Raw genomic sequence first — 19,616 nt, forward strand, 5'->3', positions numbered from 1 at the left:
TAATTAATTAGCAGTAGGCGCACTATATTATTTCTTAGCAGAACGATGTTCTGCTTTTTTTGCTTGACGAACTTTTTTAAGTTCTTCTTTTGCTTTATTTTTTTCTGCTCTTGCTTCTGCTTTAACTTGGTTCCGATATTCTTTATCGTGTAAGTATTTCATTTCTTCTTCGTAGGCAACAGGGTCAGTTTTTTTCAATTTACGATAATATGTCATATTATCTAACAAAATAAACGGAACCCAAATCGCGGTCGAAACAGCAAAGGAAATTAACGCAACAAGAATTGCCATTGGATCAACAGTAGCTAGAATTGCTCCTAAGAACCACGGTGTTGTCCAAGGAACAGTTACATACACAACATTAACAAGATGTAATGGTCCTGTTGCTACTCACCCAATTAACATTGCGGTCATTGGTGATAAAATAAATGGCGCCAAATAAGTTGGATTTAACACTAACGGAAACCCAAAAATAACTGGTTCGTTAATATTAAAACATCCGGCCGGTAAAGCATATTTGGAAACTTCTTTTAATTCCCGACGACGCGATAGAATTAAAACCATAATTAGTAAACCTAATGTTGCTCCTGATCCTCCAATATTCATATAGATATCAAAGAATGGTTTTCCAAATATTCCAACTTGATCATTTAAATTTGTTCGTGCTGATAATCCCGCTGAAATTAATGCGGTATTAACACCAATAATCATTCATCAAATTGGTTCAAAAATGGCAGCCATGATGTTTGAACCATGAACTCCAAAGAATCAAAAGAATGAAATAAAGAAAACATAAATAACAGCTAAACCTAATCCACCATTACCAGTTGCAAAACCAATAAATCATGAAGTAAAGAAACGATAAATTGCTGCTCCAAATCCAAATGCACTAGTGCCAATTGGAACGGTTACATAACGTTCTGAAATTGTTAAGAATGCTTCACCAGCAGCATTTGTTGAGAAAAACATATTTGCTGATAAAAACTCAATTCCTTTATTACCACTAATAATACCACCATGGTTACCACCTTGTGCTAAAATAAATTGTCCTAGTGAATTTCATCCTGTTTGTGACATTAAACTAGTAGCATTTTTGGGATCAAAATTAGCAAATCACGCTTCCATTGTTGCTTGATTTCCAACTCCAAAGTTGCCAAAAGCTGTTTGAACGGCTAAGATATCAGCTTGGCCAAAAATCGTTACTCATCCTGTTCCTTTTGCTGTAAAGTCTCATGTTCCATTAACTTTTTGAAAAATTTCCAGTCCGTAAGTAGAAGATAAGAAATTAGCAAAATTATTAAGTGTTACATTCCCACTCATATTCGCATTTCATAAGTTTCCAGAAGAAACTAATGTGTTTCATTGTTCAACCTCAAAACCAATATTTGGTAGTGCGATTGCTGGTGCTAAAAATAAAATATTAAACACCCCAATAATACTTAAAGTAAAAACCATTGGTAAAAATACCGCAAATGATTTTCCAACCGCTGGTGGAACACCAGCTGGTAATTGAATTTCTAATTTTTTCATATTTCCAAACCAAACAAATAGTTCAGTTGTGGCAATTCCAATAATTAAAGCAGTAAATAGTCCTTTTGAATCCATAAAGAATGAAACTTGTCCCATACTTGCAATAATAAATCCAGCAAAAGATGCTAAACCAGCAATAACTGGTGATTTATAGTTTCTTGATAAAGCTAAAAAATAACCTAATAAGAAAGCAAAGTATAATGACATTGCCCCAATTGTTGCAATTTGAATTTGCCCAAAAGCTAAAGCTCCAATTTGTGATGCTTTTCCTCAACTAGTTGTTGTGTCAGCAAATAATGCTCCAATTGAATCTCAACTATATCCTGCTGCTCTAGCAAAAAGTCCTAATAAAGATACTTTCCCAGAACCAGCGCCCCCAAATATAATTGCATCAATTAATAAACCAATCCCCCCAGCAATAATTAATGGAATCATTGTTCCAAATGAATCACGAATCGCTGATAAGTGTCGTTGGTTCCCTAATTTTGACATTGTTGGTAATGCTTTATTATTTCACCAAGTTTTAAAGTCACCTTTATGTTCTTTCTTAACCTTATCAGGACTAAACTTATCATTATTTTTTTCCATTATGTGTTGAATTCCTTCCTAATGGTAAATATTATGTTCCAGAATTAACCAATTAATTTTAAAGCTAATTCTAAAGCCTCTTTTCCTTTTCCTAAGGCATAAATCTTTGGATCGATAACTGAAACGGGTTTTTTTGTCATGCTTTTAATATTATTTTCAATATATTTTACTTGTGGACCAAGTAAAATCACATCTCAATCATCTAAAACCGATTGGGCTTCAGCCATTGCTTTTGCTTCGACATGAACATCAATACCCATACCTTCAGCAGCTTCTTCCATTTTTTTAACCAAAATTGAAGTACTCATCCCAGCTGAACATACTAGTAAAATTTTTTTCATAACATCGCTACCTTTCTATTGAAGTTACCTTCTTTTTTATTATATACTAGGAAATAATAATAAAGCAATATTTTTTAAACTTTCTCCAAAATTAAGAAAATTATTCTATTTTTTGATATAATTATATAATAGAGAGGTAAAAAGTAGATATGACACCATCTTTTTATATTTATTTTGCTTTTATTCCTGCTGCAATCTTTTTTCTCATTTGAATGACAATTCGTATTATCGAAAAGAATTTTCACCGATATTTATATTATAAAAATCATATTCTTTTTATTTCTGGTGCAATTTGTAGTTTAGCAGTACTAATTATTGTTATTGTTTCCTTTTTTATTAAGTAAATTAAAAGTGTTATAATATTTTAAAATTAATTAAACAAGGAGAAGCAAAAATGACTGATATTTTTACAAGAGATAAAAATGGTGAATTAATTTTATTTACAGACCCAGAAATTGGAAAAATAACTAATGAAATCCATAAGGCTCAAAAGCAATTGCATCTTTTGAATTATAAAACTAACAAACTTAAGAAAAAACTAAAATTGTTTGCAAAAATAATTAATAAGCCATTACCGGAAGGATTTTGATTTTTAACACTAATTTATTTAGATTATGGAAAGAATTTAGAACTTGGAAAAAACAGTTTTATTAATTTTGGATGTTCTTTTTTAGACCGTGGCGGAATAACAATTGGCGATAATGTTTTAATTGGCCCAAATTGCAATATTATGACAACTAATCATCCAATTGCTGTTGATCTTAGAAAAGCAACAATTTCAAAAAAAATAACTATTGAAAATAATGTTTGATTAGGCGCAAATGTAACAGTAACTCCTTGTGTAACAATTGGGGAAAACTCAATTATAGCAGCTGGTAGCGTTGTCACTAAAAATATTCCAAAAGATGTTATTGCTGGTGGAACCCCTGCTAAAATCATAAAAAAACTTTAAAAGAAAATTATCAAGAAGAATAGAAAAAAATTTAGGAATGATTGCTGTTAAAAACAATAATTATTCCTTTTAATTTAAAAACTAAAAAATGAACACCTACAAAAACAATTTCACATTAAAGAACTCAGAGAGTCCTTATTTAGGATTTATTTTAGATGTTCAAAATAAAGTTTTTCTATATATTTACTTTGAAAATAAACGAATACTTGCCAAACGTTCTTTTCAACTACTCATTTTAATTTGATAATTTTCTAATTGTTTTGGCGATAATACTGCTAAGTTTTTCTTTAACTCATACATTTGCATATCAAAACGAATAACCTCTGCTTTAATATAATTATTTCGCATAATTTGTTCTAAATATCCAGTTTTTGCTTTCAAACTTTTAACAATTTCTAAATAAATAATTTTAATTGTTTTACCTTTATTTTTGCTAATAAAACGAAAATTTTTACTAATCCAAGCTTCTGGGGTAAACCACTCTAAAGTGACTTCTTTGTTTTCTTGAAAAGCAGCTAAATGCATTTCTCGTTTTTTATCCTTTGTTCCAGCGCGGTAAAAAGCATCATCTTCTAAATCATCATAGGTCAAATTTCCATTCATATCTTTAGCCAACATTGTTAATAACATATGAAAAGTTTCACCTAATGGTTTTTTAACTCTCACAACACGAATTAGTTTTAAAATCCGTGATGATTCACTATAACGAGAAACATACACTTGTTGGTTAAACATGGTATGTTTATCATCATATTCTTTTCGTAAGGCATCCAACTGTTCTTGATTTGTAATTTTCATTATGAAACCCTTAAATTAATTCGTTATCATATTCAAAAGTACCTGTTTCTGCTACTTTTGCAATAAAGGCTGCTGATTTTTTTAAAACTCGTTTTGCATTGTTTGCTAAATCTAATTGGACAAAACCATAACGATTCTTATAAGCATTCATTCATGATCAGTTATCAATATACGCTCAAGAATGATAACCAAAACAATTTGACCCTTCGCTAATTGCTTTATGAACCCACGCTAAATGCTCTTTAACAAAGTCAATTCGATATTGGTCATTAATAACACCATTTTCTAAAAAACGCTCTTCGTTTTCAACACCCATCCCATTTTCAGAAATATAGACAGGAATGTTATCATAATTTTGTTTTAAATTCATTAGCGCTAAATAAATTGCTTTCGGAAAAATTTCTCAACCACGATAAGGATTCATCCGACGCCCTGGCATTTCATATGGCTGATAAAAATAGTGCGGTGTAATTGCCCCATTAGCAAAATCTGGAATAAAATCAAGACATTTTACTCGCATTGGCTGATAAAAATTAATTCCCAAAAAGTCAAGTTTTAAACTCTGATCCTTAATTAATTCTTCATCTCCAGATGCGATTTCTCACATAAAATGATATTTTTCTGCCACATCTTTTAACTCCTGAGGATAAACGTTTTTAACCATTGGGTCTAGAAAACTATTTGTTGTAAATAAATCATATCATTTTGCTGCTTGCAAATCCGCTTTGTTTTGACTGCGAGGAATTGACGGTGAAATACTTAAAATAGCTCCAATTTGTCCTTGCAATTTTAAGTTCCGATATTCTTTTACTGCTTTTAAATGGGCAATTAAACTATTTCATTGTGCCTGCATTCCCGCCTGCATATCTACTTCATTTGGTCGATGTCAATCATATCAATAGCCACCTTCAATAACAACAATTGGTTCATTAAAAGTTGTGAACATCGTAACACGATCACCAAATAACTCAAAACAAGTTTTAGCATAAAAAGCAAAAGCATCAACTACTTCTCGTGATAGTCAACCCCCCTTTTCTTGCGCTCAATGTGGCATATCAAAATGAAATAAATTAATAATTGGTTTAATGTTATTTTTTAACATTTCATTAATAACATTATTATAGAATTCAACCCCCTTTTGATTTATTGTTTTACCGTCTGGAATTAACCTAGTCCATTGAATTGATGTTCGTAATGAATTAAAATTTAATTCCTTAGCAATTTTAATATCTTCTGAATACCGATGATAAAAATCATTTAAACATGGCTGTTGGTTAAAAAAACGATATTTTTCAATTTTAAATCAATAATCTCAATTTGAAGCTGATTTACCATCTTCAAAAAAAGCACTTTCTGTTTGTGGACCTGAAAAGGCACTTCCTCATAAAAAATTTTTTTCAAAATTATACTGTCCCATCAGAAATCTCCTCTCTAAATACAAGTCTTATTATATCCATTATATTTAAAGAAACAATACAAACAGAAAAAATTATTTTTATTAAAAATAACCATCCCTTTGTCTTCGTTTTAACACCAATAAATTATTTGTTACAATTAAAAAAATCCTTTGACGGATTTATTTTTTGATTTTTGGTTTTAATTTCAAATATTGTTTTCATAATTCCAATGCACGTTCATGTTCAAAAACAAATTTTTTATTTTTAATCAGATATTTTAAATTATCAATTTCTGTTCAAATTACATTTATAATATCGCGAGTATATTTTCATGCAATTCGATTGCGATTAAATTCTTTTAAATCTAAAATTTTATAACTTCCATCAGCAAAAACCTTAATGTCCAAATCATAATCAATATATTTAATTGTCTTTTGATCCATAATAAATGGTGATGCGATATTGCAATAATAATTAATCCCTGTTTCTTTAAACATGCAAATGATATTACTCCAATTTTTGCGATTAAAAATTCAAATTGCGGGTTCATTTGTTTTTCATTTTCTACCATTTAGTTCGGTTACGGTCACATCTTCATTCACTAAAACAATATATTCTTCTTCTAATAATAAAACAACAGCTGATTCTCAACTTCGGTAAACCGAACCATTATGTTTATAAGCATGTACTAAAACACTATCTCCAACTTGTAAGGTGTCCATTATGCTGCCTCCCTTATTAATCCATTAATAAAAATTACAACAAAAAACAATTAAAAATAACACAATAAAAAATGTCTGTAAAATTATAAGTTGCCATAATATAAAATTTTATCCTTTGATATTAATTAATTTAAAATAAAACTTATTTTAAATACGTCAACATTATAATTATAACAGTTATATTTATTAAGTAAATAACAAAGCAGCAACTAGCAGGAAAAAACTTTGATTAATAATTTTATAATTTAAAAAAAAAAAAAAAAAACTACTTCTTTGTAGTTAAAAAATGGGGCGGCTGATGGGACTTGAACCCACGAGTGCCGGAGCCACAATCCGGAGCGTTAACCTCTTCGCCACAACCGCCACGTATGATTAAATAAATAACCTTATTTATTATAACTTAAAACAACAAAATGTAAATAGAAAAGCTTCTAGTTCCCAAAAGTTATCTTAAAGTTTGCTTTTGTCAACAGAAATATTTTAAAACTATTAGATTGTTAATAAATCTTATTTCCAATTTTATATTATAATGTACTAGGTACATATTTACAGTACCCAAAGGAGTGCGAATGGAAGAAGTGTAACTACATGTATATAATTAAAAAGAACAAAATTTTAACTAAAGAATTAATTATTCGTAATGTTAAATTCCTTTGTTTCGCTAGTTACGTTCAAACAGAGACAGATGTTATTAACTTCCTAAAAAAGTATAAAAATAAAAAGGCAAACCATAACGCTTATGCATATGTCATTGGCAATAGGCGCGAAAATATTTATAAAACTGATAATGGTGAAACCCGACATATCGCAGGGAAGACCATTTTAGAAAACATTATTGACAAGAATTTAACAAATATTATTGTCTTAGTTAGTCGGTATTTTAATCCACTCTATAATTTACTTGAAGACTGAATTAAGAATGGGTATGCAACTATTACCCGCATTATTTTAACTTCTGCCCAATTAGAAAAAATAAATGAACAAATTAAAATTGGAATTTTATTGCGCCCGTTGAATGAAGTATTCTTACGAGAACTTTTAGACAAAAATAAAATCAATATTGTATCTAGACTAATTTATCGTGGTGACTTAATTTTTACTATAATTATCGATCGTAACAATAGTGTCTTAATCGAACTTGATAACTTAATTATTAAAGGAATAATATATAGTTATAAAATTTTAAAAAATTAAAAAATCTTATTAATATTTATTAATAAGATTTTTTTATGATAAAGTAATTAATTCTGGTGATTCCAAGATTTCTTTTAAACGTGTTAAGAAAATTCCAGCTTCAGCCGCATCAATAATTCGTTGATCAACTGTTAAAGCAATATTCATCATTGAACGAATTACTAATTTATCTCCTTTAATAACAACTGGCTTACGAACAATACGACCAATCCCAATTACCGCCGAGTTTGGATAAAAAATTGTTGGTGTTGCATTAACAGCACCGACAGTACCATAGTTTGCAATCGTAATCGTACTTCCTTGTAATTCATAATCATATAATTCACCTTGACGTAAACGTTCAATTGTTTCTTGAATGTTAATTGCAATTTGTTTTAAACTCATTCGTTCGGTAAATTTAATCACTGGAATAACTAAACCTTCACTAGTTTCTGTTGCCAAACCAATATGTTGTGAATTTTTAATAACAATCTGATTTGTTTTTGAATCATAATATGAATTTAATTTTGGATATTCACTTAATGCTAATGAAACAGCTTTGACAAGAAAACTCATTGTTGAAAAACGAACACCTGACTCAGAATTAGCATTTTTTAATTTTCGTTGTTGGTCAATAATTGAAGACATATCAATTTCAGCATTAATTGTCAATGGTGGTACATGTGTTTGTGACATAATCATTGACTGAATAGCTGGATATCTTGTTGCTTTAATTTCTTCTCTTGTTTCTAACCCTTGGGGTTCAATATTACTATTTGTATTAACAATGTTTAAACTATTATTTAATGGTTGAATTAAATTTCCATAAGTATTAGGAATTGAATTTGTTTCACTATCAAACTTTTTAACTTGTAAGTTATTACCACTAGGATTATTTTCAATTCCTTGGTTAATCATTTGTTTGTTATTCAAATTAAGTTCTTTTAACATTTCCTTTACCATTGGATCTGGCTCATTCATTGTTTTTAACATTTGCTGTATTAGCATATACTGCATCATCTTATCCAAGTTGTTAGCATTATTATGATTCATATTATTATTTGTTTCTCGTAAACTTTGAATTTCACGTAACAATTCATTTTGACGATTATTTTGCTCTTGATTTGATAATTTTTCTTTTAAAACAGCTAACTCAACTAACATATTGTTATCACTTGCTGGCTGTTGAACTGATGGTCACTGATAATTATTTGTAATTGGTGGAACATTAACTGTGCCATGCTTTCCATCTTGGTTTACCTGCCCATATGATGGTTGGTTTTTATTTTGTGTAGCAAAACCTTGTTGATAATTTGCTGCTGATTCAGCTTGATGTGGATTTTTATTACCATAATATTCATCATCCAACATTTCGTATTGTGATTCAATTTCTTCAAAAGAAGGACGACGATAGTTGTTAATCTCTCCTAATACTGAATCAACTTCAACATTTCCTTTTGCAATTTGTTCCATTCTTTTTTTAATTAATTCTCGTTGATTTCTTGTTTTTAAAATTTTTTCACGTTGTCCCCCATCATTTAATTTTTCATATAATCGATCACGATAAGATTTCAGCGGTGAAAAATAGCCTGGTTTCTTCGGCGCTAATTTTTCTGCCTCGTTAGGATCGACTGTATAACCATCAGCTGAAATATAAACTTCATCAGACAAATCCTCATTCTTAACTTGATAATCAGGTTGATCATAGCCATAACTGCTACCTCCACCTTGACTACTTAACATTTCTGGTGTAGCATTTCTTTTAATTAAATCATTCATTCTTCCTTGCACAATATTACGTAAAATTTTTGGACGCCCATTTTCATCTAGGAAATCCATAGAACTTTTTGAATTATCACTTTCTAATGATAATTCATGAAAATCATTTTTGTTATGTAATTGCTGACGACGTTGATTAACAAGATTGCGAAAATTACTATTTTCCGCTTGATTACCAAAAAGGGCTGCTGCATTAGCTGGGGCTTCATCTTGGTGTTTTGTTTCATTAACTAAATATTTAGCATATTCTTTTGCTTGATTTTCTTCTGCTAATTTTTTTTGTGCAATTGGAACAGCATTAGTAACAATATTCTGTCCATGTAATTTTGTATTAACATCAAAATTAGGTAGCGCTGCATCAAAACTGTCTTCTTTTATCCTATCATTTAAATTAGGCGTATTAATCATCGTATTATCTCTCCCCCCATTTTCTACACTTTGTTTATTTGATTGTTTAATTGTATCAATTGAAGGAATTTTGGCACGGTTATTAATAATATGATCATCATCAATTGTTAAATCTTTAAAAGAAAGTCGGCGCGTTTTTTTAGGGCCAAATGTCAATTCTGTTTCATCTCATCTTTTAACCTCAGTTGGTTTATTTTCAAAAGCCACCCCTTGGTCAGTTACTGATGTTGATTGAACAGACGCATCAGTCACAAATTTTTGGTCTTGTTCCGCTATATTGTATTGTGACAACTCTATATTATCTTGTGATTGCATAACATTATTTGCAACTAAACTAGAATTATTAATAACTTGTCTTGGATTATTAAATTCCATTTGTTCTGCCAATGGTTGGTTCAAATTATTTTGTTGAAAGTTTTGTCCTAAACTTTCATTTGAAAGTGGCTGGTCATCAATTAATTCTGCTTTAGAATCAATGTTCATTTCATTATACTTATGTTGCACTGATTCAACATTATTTTGCATTTGTTGTTGTTCTAATAATGGTGGAGTAAAAGTCGGATTTAAAGTATCTGGCTTGATGAAATCAGCACCAGAATAATCATCTTCTTCAACATCTTTTCATTTTGTTCCAAATTCACCATCTTTTGTTGTTGAAAATGTCACCCCGTTTTTATCTAAGTCACTAAATTCATCTTTTTCAAGATGCTTAAAATAATATTTTTCAATTTCAGCCTCAGTTGTTAATAAATGAGCAATAACACTATTCCGTTTAATTTTGCTACCAGCTTTAATAGGTTTAACAATAATTCCATCCATTGGGGCTTTAATAATAACTTCACCATTGTCACTTTCAATTAGGGCGATCCCATCCCCCGCTTTGACAGCAACATCTTGGTATAAGAATTCTTTTAAAATTCCCTTTTTTTCTAAAAATGATACTTTAATTTTTTCCATTGTCTCAATTTACCCCATTCAAAAAAACTTAATTTGTTTTATTAAATTTTGCCTAGCCGCTATTCTACCCATTTTTATTACAAGATAATTATATCATATATTCCCTATTTTTCCTTGTTAAAATTGAAAGTAATATTATACACAAAAAATAAAAAAATGCAAAATTTTTAAATTTCTTTTGCATTTTCTTTTAATTCTTTCACTTTATTATCAAATTCAGTGATATGCTTTGTTGCTGTTAAGTTTTTAACCCATTTTTTACGACTTAAGATTACAATTGCTCAAATTGCTTTTAAACTATCCGCTGTTTGCATAATTAAAACAATATAAATAATATCTAAACTTGAGGTAAAAATTAAAATTGCTAATAATGGTACCGGAACTAACCAAGTAAATAACGCATCTAAAACAAAGGCATTCATAACCGCGCCACCGGTTCTAATAATTGCATAACTTGTCGCCGCAATCATTAAGCAAGGATAGCAAAGACCATAAGCAAAGAGCATCCAATGGGCAATTCTAAATGTTTCTGGCGTATTATTACTAAATAATAGTTCTGGTAAAAATCAACCTCCCGCAACTAAAATTAGACCGGCAATAATTCCAACAAAGAAAGCTAAAATAACTAAATGTTTCCCATTATATTCTGCTTCTTCTAAATTATTGGCTCCCAACCGGCTCCCAACCAAGACCGAAGTTCCAGCCGAGAAACCATGATATAATGGCGTGTATAAGGCAGCAATTATTGTGGAAAAAATTGCATTTGCTGTTAAAGCATCTAAACTATAATATGCTCGCAGTTTAACTTGTAAAACCATTCCAACCGATCAAAAAATTTCATTTAATACAATTGGTCATGCTTTTTGAAAAGCACGACGAGTTACATAACCATCAAAACGATACCAATTTCGGGGAATAAATTCATATCGTTTATATCAAAATAAAATTATAATAAAAGTAAGCTGTAATATCCGCGAAGCAGATGTAGCAATTGCTGCTCCTTGAACTCCTATTCCTTTAAAATCACCAAGAAAATGCGGTTCAATTAAAAATGGATTCATAAAGCAATTGGTACTTAAGGCAATAATTGAAATTCAAACTGCTAAACCAGCTCGTCCTGTTTCACGCAATGTTGTAATAAAAGCAATGTTAATTGCTAATAGTGGATATGATAAGGCAATAATTTTAAAATACTCTGCTCCTTCATGCGTTGAAATTGATGCTGCTTCATATTCAAAGTATTTAAATCATTGAATTGCTAAGTCTTTATCACCTGGTTGTAATTGTTTAAAAACTTCTGGCCGTGGGGCATACTTAGGTGATGTTGTAAAACTAATTAATTGATACCCACAAAATTGGGACAAAATTAACACAACAAAACAAATAATTAAACAAACATAAATTTTTAATAAGGTAACTTCTTGAAGTTCCTTGTATTTTTGCGCACCAAAATATTGCGCATTAAAAACACCAAATCCATAACAAATTCCACTTAAGATAGCAAACATAATAAAATAAAGTTGATTTGAAGCAGCAACACCATTCATTGCTAATTGGCCTGCCGTATAATGAAAACCAACATAGTTTCCTAAACCCCACTGTTCTCAAACTTCTTTTACATTATAAACATTATTTGCTCCAAAAATAGCTTTAATCTCGTCAGCTAGATGATGAAAACCATGCACATTACTTTTAATTGAACTTGCAAAAAAATTATCAACTAAATCCGTTGACTCCATAATAATTTCTTGCAATGTTGCTAATAAAATTAGCACTAAGGCTGTTGCATATCACTTTTTCGAAGCAAAAAATTTTGGTCGTTTCTTGCTTTGTATTTGTGTCATTTTATCCTCCTTTCCGTTTTACTTAAATTACACTGCAAATATTATAATATAAAAAAATAAAAAAACATTATTTTTTATTTTTTTTCAAGCAATATTTTTGGTATAATTAATATCCTAATAAATTACGATATGTTCATTCATCTTTCGAAAATCCTAACTTGTTTTTCTTTGTTCGAATTAATTGTGCTGTATGATTATTAAAATCAATTTGATACCATTGTCCACACGCATTTAACATTAAATGCCCACTAATCGTTCCCAGTGCTCCCAAGGCAAATAACGGAACAATTTGAGATGGATAGCCTCCTAATCAATCACGAACATTAGTTCCACCAAAACTTCATCCACCTTTTCCCATATATTGAAAATTCTCATTTAAAACCGCTGAAAATAATAAGGCAAACAAGGCATATATTAAAAACATTATTAAACTGCCTAAAATTTGTTTCTTATCATAACTTGGCGTTCCATAAAGATGCATTCACCAACAGACAGCAATAATTAAAGCATGGTTCCCATAATGAGCTCAATAATAATAATTTCCAAAAGTATAAGCATCTGGCGGAAAAACCAATGCTAAAATTGGCAATCATACTCCCCATGGCGCATAATAGGAATATAATCTTCTTGTTACTTTGCTATTTTGTGGGCACAATAGTAAAATTCCATAAATTAAGTTTAATCATTTGCATAACTCTAACGGTACAGCGTCCGTTCAATTATCAGCACGAATTGTTGAACCATTAGAAATTGTTTCATAAACACCCGGACTAACTAATTTAACTTTAACTCACGCTTTATAAATAGGCAAGTTTAAACAATCAACAGTTCTGGTATCAAAAAAATGTGCATACCATTGCCCTTGATATTCCACAATGTTACTTTGACCATATTGCAGACCATTAATCAAAATCGTATTATTGTTATTAAACATTAAACTTGGAATGACTTTATAGTAATAAATGATTTTTAGCAATCAAAAAATTAATCAGGCAAAAATTAAATAACTACCCAAAGTATAGCGAAAAATGCTTTTAGTTGCTAACTTGGCATTAAACTTTGGCAACAAAAAAACAATTAATAACAAAACAACAACCATACTTAAACCAACAGCAAATTCAATTCCGAATGTAACAGGTCCCTTGGGCTGTGCTCATTGGCTACCTAATGGATCAAAAAAACCTCATGGTCCATTTCAACCGCCAAAACTATAACTCATTAAATTCATTGCAGCCTCCATTCATTATTTTTACTCTTTCTTTTTTCTTTTTTGCTTCGCCGCTAGTTTCTCTGCTTTTTTCTGTTTACGGTTCTTATGAATTTTTTCTCATAAGCTCTCCATTTTTATCTTTTCACTATGATTTTCAATTTGGTCTGTTTTTCGTTTAAAGAAAAGGACAAGGCCAATAACAATTGCTAAAATTACAATGACAATTAATAATGCTGCTCATCACGGAAGAACATCGAACAATGACTTTACCATTAGAATCATTTAGTTTTCCTCCTTTGTAATATCTTCCATTATACACAAAAATAAAAAATTAATAACGAATGTTATTAATTTTTTATTTCCTTAATTTCGTTTTGAAAATTGTTTTTGATTAGCATCCTTTTTAGTTGCTTTTTTAGCTGCTTTAATTTTTTTATCAGCAGTAACTTTATCAGAACGTGTTTTTAAAACAAATTGCTTCATTGAAATTGTTTCACCTGTACGTCTTTTATCAGCAATTTGTCAAAATCCGTACATAAAAGCAGTAATTAATGCTCCGATAGCCATAAATAAGAATGCTAACAATGTTCATTGTCAAGCACCAGCTCAACCATAAACACCAGTATCGCCATTCCCACGGCCTAAAGCCGATAAGAATCCAACAATTGGGCCCCCATGCCCAGCTAAGTCAGCAATTCCTACTGCTCCAGCTAATCCACCAGCAATTGCTGACCCAACAATATTACTTGGAATAACACGTTTTGGATCATTTACTGCAAATGGAATAGCTCCTTCTGAGATTCCAATGCAGCCCATAAAGAATGCTGTTGAACCCATTGTTCGTTGTTCTTCGTTATAGAATGGTTTAAAGATTCATGTTGCAATTCCCATTCCCATTGGAGCAACCGGAATTGCAACTGCCATTGCCCCCATTGGGGTATAAATCTTTGAACCAATTAATCCCGTAGATGCTAAAAAAGCAACTTTATTAACTGGTCCTCCCATATCAAACCCAGCCATTGCTCCAATTAATAGACCAAAAGCTAACCCAATTGCGACATTAGAAGCATTTGAAATATTTCCTCATGTTTTTGAAATTCATTCTTGGAATTTTCCCATTACTCATCCAACTGTTGAACCAATTACGAACATCATAATCATTCCATAAACAAAACCAACAACAATTGGAATAAAGAAAATCGGCATTACTGGTTTTAAACCTTTTGGGACATTTCACGTATTAATTCATTTAACAGTATAACCAACAGCTAATCCAGCAGCAATTGCCCCGACAAATCCGGTTGGAGTATTAACTGCTTCAATCCCTGGTAAAGGATAAAAGTTAGCAGCATTATTCCCAATAAATGACACAACAATTGCTGGTGCAATTGCTGAACGACCAGCAATTGAATTAGCAATAAATGCTCCTAAAACAGGAATCATCAAAGTAAATGCTGAACCTCCCAGAATATTTAAATAATAGAAAAAATTCTTAGGATCAGTTAAAGGATCAGTGTAGAACAATTCGCCTCAATGTGCTGTTCCTCCTGTTGCGTCAGGAATTCAACCCATTCCCTTTGAAGAACCATGGAAGTTTTCATAATTAGGACCATAAATTGCTTTTGCTAATCCTAATGAAATGGCGATAAAAATCCCCCCCAAGATAACAATTGGCACCATATATGAAACCCCTGCCATCAAGTGCTTCATAACTCCAACTTTTTGGCCGCTACCATTGCTACCTTTTGTTGTAAATTCACCAACTGGTTCGGTTTTTCCCTCTTTTAAAGCAGTATTAATAACTCCTTCAGGGTCTTTAATTGCTTTAGCAACAGGGCAAATATATACTTTTTTGCCACCAAATCTTGTCATATCAAGACCAATATCAGTTGCCGCAATAATTACTTCCGCACGTTTAATTTCTGCATCAGTAAAATCATTACGAACTCCTTCTGCTCCATGCGTTTCAACTTTAATGTCATATCCTAATTTCGGACCAGTTTGATTTAATTTGTCAGCAGCTAAGAAGGTGTGAGCCACCCCTGTTGCACAAGCTGTCATTGCTAAAATCAATGGTTTTTCACCTGTTGGCTTAGTTACTTTTTCAGAACTATTTTGATCAGCACCTGCTAACAAAGCAGCTTGAATCTTAGTTTTATTTGTTTCAATTTTCATTGCTTTTTTGAAATTTTCATCCATTAATTTTCGCGCAACTTCACTTAAAATTCCTAAATGAATATCACCTGATTTAGCCTCCGGAATAATTAAGGCAATCGCAACTTTTGTTGGTTTTCCATCCATTGCTTTTCAATCAACAGAATCTTTGAAACGAATAAACAAAACTGCTTCTTTTTTAACTGCTTTAATCCGTGCATGTGGAATTGCAAAACCATCTTCAAAACCTGTCGAAGATTCTTTTTCACGAGCCTCAAAACCTTTAACAAGTTCGTTTGGGTCAGAAACATATCCTAATGTTTCAGCTAACTTCGCAAGTTCTAAGAATGCTTCTTCTTTAGTCTTTGCGGTTGAATCTAAAATGATATGTTTCTCATTAAAAATTTCATTATACATATTGTTTTTTCTCCTTCCATAATCGACTTACATTTTACTAAAAAAAAAAAAAAAAGCAACGGAATCCTTAAAAAAATAGATTTTTTTAAATAAAATGGAATTTTTTTCTGTAAAAAAAAAAAAAAAAAAAACACCGTTTACGCTTAAACCGTTTATTTCTTATAACTTAACAATGCTTTACCCTTGACAGTAACAGTGAGTCTCTGATTTAAATCAACAATAATTGCTGATTCTCTCGCTGTAAGGTTTTCTGCCCCAATCATAATTTCTCCTTCAACAACTGTTACCTGTCCTCATTTTACTAATGATAAATCAAGTTCTTGTGTTTTTGTTAGTAAATGCAAAGTAAAATATTGATTATCAATTAAAATTCCTTCTATAATATGTTGCACTTGTTCATTTGAATCCGGAACTGTTGTTACATCAAAACATTCTTGCAAATGTAAGGGACGAAAATTCCCATCTTTATCAGCACGATCAAAATCATAAAAGCGATATGTAACATCAGATGAACGTTGCAACTCAAAAACAGTTACCCCCTGTGTTATTGCATGGACTTTTCCTGGTGGAACATATAAGAAATCTCCTTTTTGCACTTTTACTTCTGTAAATAATTGCTGTCATGCTTTTTGCTCAACCATTGCCATTAACTCAGTTTTTGTTTGTGCTTGATGGCCATAAATCATTTTAGCATTTGGGGGGCAATCAAGCACATATCAACATTCTGGTTTCCCTAACATTTTATTATGCCTTAAACTATATTCATCATCAGGGTGCACTTGCACTGATAAATAATCATTAGCCGTAATAATTTTTGACAATAATGGAAACTCGCTTTCTGTAGTTCCAAAATATTCGGGATGATTTTGATAAAAAGATTTTAAAGAAGTCCCTTGCTCTGGACCAGTAGCAATATAACTCATTCCATTATCTAAAGCACTAATAACTCATGCTTCACCATATAAATCATTTGTTGGTAGTTGAAAACCAAAATCAGCCAGCTTGTGGCCACCCCATAATCGTTCAGAGAAAAAAGGGGTTACTTTAATTACTTTATACATAAATGTCCTCCTCAGGCTTTCCATTTATATTTAACCATAAAAACTGAAAAAATAATATTATCTTATAAATTTATAGTAAGATATAAACAACTAGCAAAAAAGGAGTTTAGAATGGAAATTATTAATATTCGTAGTTATCTTAAAAAAATAAAATGACATCTACTATGATTACTAGCCGCTTTAGGTTTAGTCACTATTATCTTTTTAATTATCTTTTTATTACAAAAAAAAATGCCCGCTCAAGATAAATTAATGTACTGTTCAATTTTTATTGTCATTAATTTACTTTTATTATTTATTAATTATTTAATTATTAAAAACCCTTTTATTTTTTCAAAAATTTATCACTATGATAATGAAAAAAATAGGTTAAGCCTAAGTTTTTACTTTTATGTTTTTGTTTTCATTATTACCCTTGTTTTTTTCTTTTTAACAATTGTTTCAATTCAACTTATTTTAAAAACAACTTTTAATAGTGCCATCAAGCAACTATGATATGCTGGTTTTGGTTATGCCTTATGAAGCTGTTTTATTATTGGTGGTTTTAATACGGTTAATCTAATTATTTTAAACCGCCCAATTCCCCCAGCAAAAGCTACTTCTTAAAATCATAGGCTTCAATTCATTGTAAAGATCTTAATAGTCAGTTTAAATCTTTTCGAATAACATCAACAATATTTGTAATGGCTTCTTGATAGGTTCCAACAAACGAAAAACCAAGTAATCTTCCCGTTATGTCATTAAAATTATTAACATTATAATGACTAAAAACAATTGTAATATGTCCCCCATCAAATTGCATTAAGGGGATTTTTTTATTGTTATTAGCTAACTCAATTAAATTAACCATTACTTTTGGTGTCAATAACTTTCGAATTAGAATTTGATCATTTGCATTAACAGCAAATATTTTTTCAAATTCAGTTGATTCTAAATTAGTATTATCTTTTGATTTAAAAATTTTAAAAAAAGTCCGCATTGCTTTAATTGTCGCAATCAAATCTCATTCTTCATTAATATCAATTGTCAAATATGGATAACGAGTATAAATAATATCCGTACTTTTCCCATTATTAATTACTTCTTTTCGTGTTAAAGTCCCAAATGAATAATTAACATTAGTTGCATTAAAATTAAGCACATAATCTTGTTTGATTTCACTTTTTGGTGGTACACCAACACGAGGAAAAAAGTCAAACTTTTTTTTAACCGTTGCAACTTGATATTTTTTTGTTGTCATAACATCTAATTCTGTTTGATAAAATTTTGCCATCGGTAATTCTTGAATAATAAGTTTTTGTAATTTTATTGCTCTTCAATATTTAAATGTTAAATATCCCACACAACTTAAGGTACCTAAACTTACAAGAAGAATAAGAACTTGACCAGTAATCCCAAGAGAACTTAAAGTTGCAAAAAAGAACAATTGAATATTAATAAAAGTTATTATTAACAAAAATCATAGTAAAAAAGTAATTGTTATTAAGCACCAGTTTAAAAACAAATAACGTTTTTTAAAATATTTAAAATTAGTATTTTTTAATTTATGTTTCATAACCAGTTCCATAAATTCCTGCGTAACAACCGCTTCTAAAGGTGTTATATTATTTTCCATTGGTTAATCTTAATTTCCTCACTAACTTAAAAAATAGAATTAGGAGCAATCAATTATTGTCCTAAATCTATTTTAACATCTTGACGATCAGCAGCATCTGCTTCAAAATATAAAAATGTACTTAAACGTAACGAAGACGCTGCAACATTTGATGGTCAAGTTTTTAAACTGGCATTAAAATCACGAACTGCCGAATTATAAAAACGACGAGCCGCAGCAATGTTGTCTTCACAATCTTTAATTCCTGTTTGCAATTCAATAACACTATTGTTTGCTTTTAAATCTGGATAATTTTCTAATAAGACATTAATTTTCCCCGCTTGACTAGTAATTGCATTATTAACTTTGTCTAATTCTTGCACATTTAAGTTTTTATTAGCCTGACTTCTTAATTCAACAATTGTCGCCAAGGTATCTTTTTCATACTTCATATATTGTTTTGTACTATCAATTAACTTTGTTAACATGTCAACACGGCGTTTTAATTGTACATCAATATCTGATGCTGTTTCCTCAATTTTTTCTTTATTACGAATCAAATTATTTCTTGATAAAATAAACAAGAAAATTGGAAAAATTAAAATAAACCAAATGTAAACAAAGAATTTGCCCAAAAAACTACTTTTTGCCGCCACTTCCGCATTATTTACTGTTGGATTATATCCCATTT

The 19,616-nt window shown here is 30.4% G+C and carries 17 protein-coding genes and 1 tRNA gene; 4 read left to right on the forward strand and 14 right to left on the reverse strand.

Going from position 1 to position 19,616, the window contains the following annotated elements; all coding sequences use genetic code 4:
* Positions 1-27: 27 nt before the first annotated feature.
* Both E7Y35_RS03990 and E7Y35_RS03995 read right to left on the reverse strand, forming a co-directional pair.
* Entirely contained in the window at positions 28-2,118 is a 2,091-nt protein-coding gene (locus E7Y35_RS03990) for a PTS sugar transporter subunit IIC (protein ID WP_283271700.1), read from the reverse strand.
* Positions 2,119-2,162: 44 nt separating this feature from the next.
* Positions 2,163-2,459: a PTS sugar transporter subunit IIB gene (locus E7Y35_RS03995; protein ID WP_283271701.1), complete on the reverse strand. Its 297-nt coding sequence runs from the start codon at positions 2,457-2,459 to the stop codon at positions 2,163-2,165.
* 149 nt (positions 2,460-2,608) lie between these two features.
* Between E7Y35_RS03995 and E7Y35_RS04000 the strand changes: the two genes are divergently transcribed.
* Positions 2,609-2,803: a hypothetical protein gene (locus E7Y35_RS04000; protein WP_283271702.1), complete on the forward strand. Its 195-nt coding sequence runs from the start codon at positions 2,609-2,611 to the stop codon at positions 2,801-2,803.
* Between the two features lie 50 nt (positions 2,804-2,853).
* Complete coding sequence (locus tag E7Y35_RS04005) at positions 2,854-3,411, forward strand: sugar O-acetyltransferase (protein WP_283271703.1); 558 nt, start codon at positions 2,854-2,856, stop codon at positions 3,409-3,411.
* A 183-nt stretch (positions 3,412-3,594) separates the two neighbouring features.
* Here E7Y35_RS04005 and E7Y35_RS04010 read toward each other — a convergent pair whose 3' ends face one another.
* The 4 genes from E7Y35_RS04010 to E7Y35_RS04025 form a co-directional block, all read right to left on the reverse strand.
* Complete coding sequence (locus tag E7Y35_RS04010; protein ID WP_283271704.1) at positions 3,595-4,209, reverse strand: hypothetical protein; 615 nt, start codon at positions 4,207-4,209, stop codon at positions 3,595-3,597.
* A 10-nt stretch (positions 4,210-4,219) separates the two neighbouring features.
* Positions 4,220-5,626 (reverse strand): glycoside hydrolase family 1 protein, encoded by a 1,407-nt coding sequence (locus E7Y35_RS04015; RefSeq protein ID WP_283271705.1) that lies wholly within the window; start codon positions 5,624-5,626, stop codon positions 4,220-4,222.
* A gap of 159 nt (positions 5,627-5,785) precedes the next feature.
* A complete protein-coding gene (locus E7Y35_RS04020) occupies positions 5,786-6,328 on the reverse strand; it encodes a DUF402 domain-containing protein (protein WP_283271706.1) in 543 nt (180 codons plus the stop codon).
* A gap of 287 nt (positions 6,329-6,615) precedes the next feature.
* A tRNA-His gene (locus E7Y35_RS04025) sits at positions 6,616-6,691 on the reverse strand.
* Between the two features lie 225 nt (positions 6,692-6,916).
* Here E7Y35_RS04025 and E7Y35_RS04030 point away from each other — a divergent pair.
* Complete coding sequence (locus tag E7Y35_RS04030; protein ID WP_283271707.1) at positions 6,917-7,522, forward strand: YigZ family protein; 606 nt, start codon at positions 6,917-6,919, stop codon at positions 7,520-7,522.
* Positions 7,523-7,555: 33 nt separating this feature from the next.
* Here the strand turns inward: E7Y35_RS04030 and E7Y35_RS04035 are convergent, their stop codons facing one another.
* From E7Y35_RS04035 to E7Y35_RS04060, 6 genes are all read right to left on the reverse strand, one after another.
* Entirely contained in the window at positions 7,556-10,645 is a 3,090-nt protein-coding gene (locus E7Y35_RS04035) for a 2-oxo acid dehydrogenase subunit E2 (protein WP_283271708.1), read from the reverse strand.
* 167 nt (positions 10,646-10,812) lie between these two features.
* Positions 10,813-12,489: an MATE family efflux transporter gene (locus tag E7Y35_RS04040; protein WP_283271709.1), complete on the reverse strand. Its 1,677-nt coding sequence runs from the start codon at positions 12,487-12,489 to the stop codon at positions 10,813-10,815.
* Between the two features lie 106 nt (positions 12,490-12,595).
* Complete coding sequence (locus tag E7Y35_RS04045; RefSeq protein WP_283271710.1) at positions 12,596-13,717, reverse strand: TMEM164 family acyltransferase; 1,122 nt, start codon at positions 13,715-13,717, stop codon at positions 12,596-12,598.
* Positions 13,718-13,738: 21 nt separating this feature from the next.
* Positions 13,739-13,981, reverse strand: coding sequence for a hypothetical protein (locus E7Y35_RS04050; RefSeq protein WP_283271711.1), 243 nt, complete (start codon positions 13,979-13,981; stop codon positions 13,739-13,741).
* A gap of 81 nt (positions 13,982-14,062) precedes the next feature.
* Positions 14,063-16,270 carry a PTS fructose transporter subunit IIABC gene (locus E7Y35_RS04055; RefSeq protein ID WP_283271712.1) on the reverse strand — a complete coding sequence of 736 codons (2,208 nt, stop codon included), beginning with the start codon at positions 16,268-16,270 and terminating at the stop codon, positions 14,063-14,065.
* A 152-nt stretch (positions 16,271-16,422) separates the two neighbouring features.
* On the reverse strand, positions 16,423-17,331 hold the full coding sequence (locus E7Y35_RS04060) for a type I phosphomannose isomerase catalytic subunit (RefSeq protein WP_283271713.1): 909 nt from the start codon (positions 17,329-17,331) through the stop codon (positions 16,423-16,425).
* Positions 17,332-17,442: 111 nt separating this feature from the next.
* On the opposite strand from E7Y35_RS04060, the gene E7Y35_RS04065 reads away from it, so the two are divergent.
* Positions 17,443-17,937 carry a hypothetical protein gene (locus E7Y35_RS04065; protein ID WP_283271714.1) on the forward strand — a complete coding sequence of 165 codons (495 nt, stop codon included), beginning with the start codon at positions 17,443-17,445 and terminating at the stop codon, positions 17,935-17,937.
* On the opposite strand, the gene E7Y35_RS04070 is transcribed toward E7Y35_RS04065, so the two are convergent.
* Together E7Y35_RS04070 and E7Y35_RS04075 are read right to left on the reverse strand one after the other, a co-directional pair.
* Positions 17,927-18,946: a DUF3137 domain-containing protein gene (locus E7Y35_RS04070; protein ID WP_283271715.1), complete on the reverse strand. Its 1,020-nt coding sequence runs from the start codon at positions 18,944-18,946 to the stop codon at positions 17,927-17,929. The two genes, E7Y35_RS04065 and E7Y35_RS04070, sit on opposite strands and share 11 nt — an antisense overlap.
* A gap of 53 nt (positions 18,947-18,999) precedes the next feature.
* The gene (locus E7Y35_RS04075; protein WP_283271716.1) at positions 19,000-19,614 is read right to left on the reverse strand and encodes a LemA family protein; all 615 of its coding nucleotides are present in this window, start codon (positions 19,612-19,614) and stop codon (positions 19,000-19,002) included.
* Positions 19,615-19,616 lie beyond the last annotated feature (2 nt).

Source organism: Spiroplasma sp. SV19, assembly GCF_030060925.1.
In the GTDB taxonomy this organism is placed as follows: domain Bacteria; phylum Bacillota_I; class Bacilli_A; order Mycoplasmatales; family Mycoplasmataceae; genus Spiroplasma.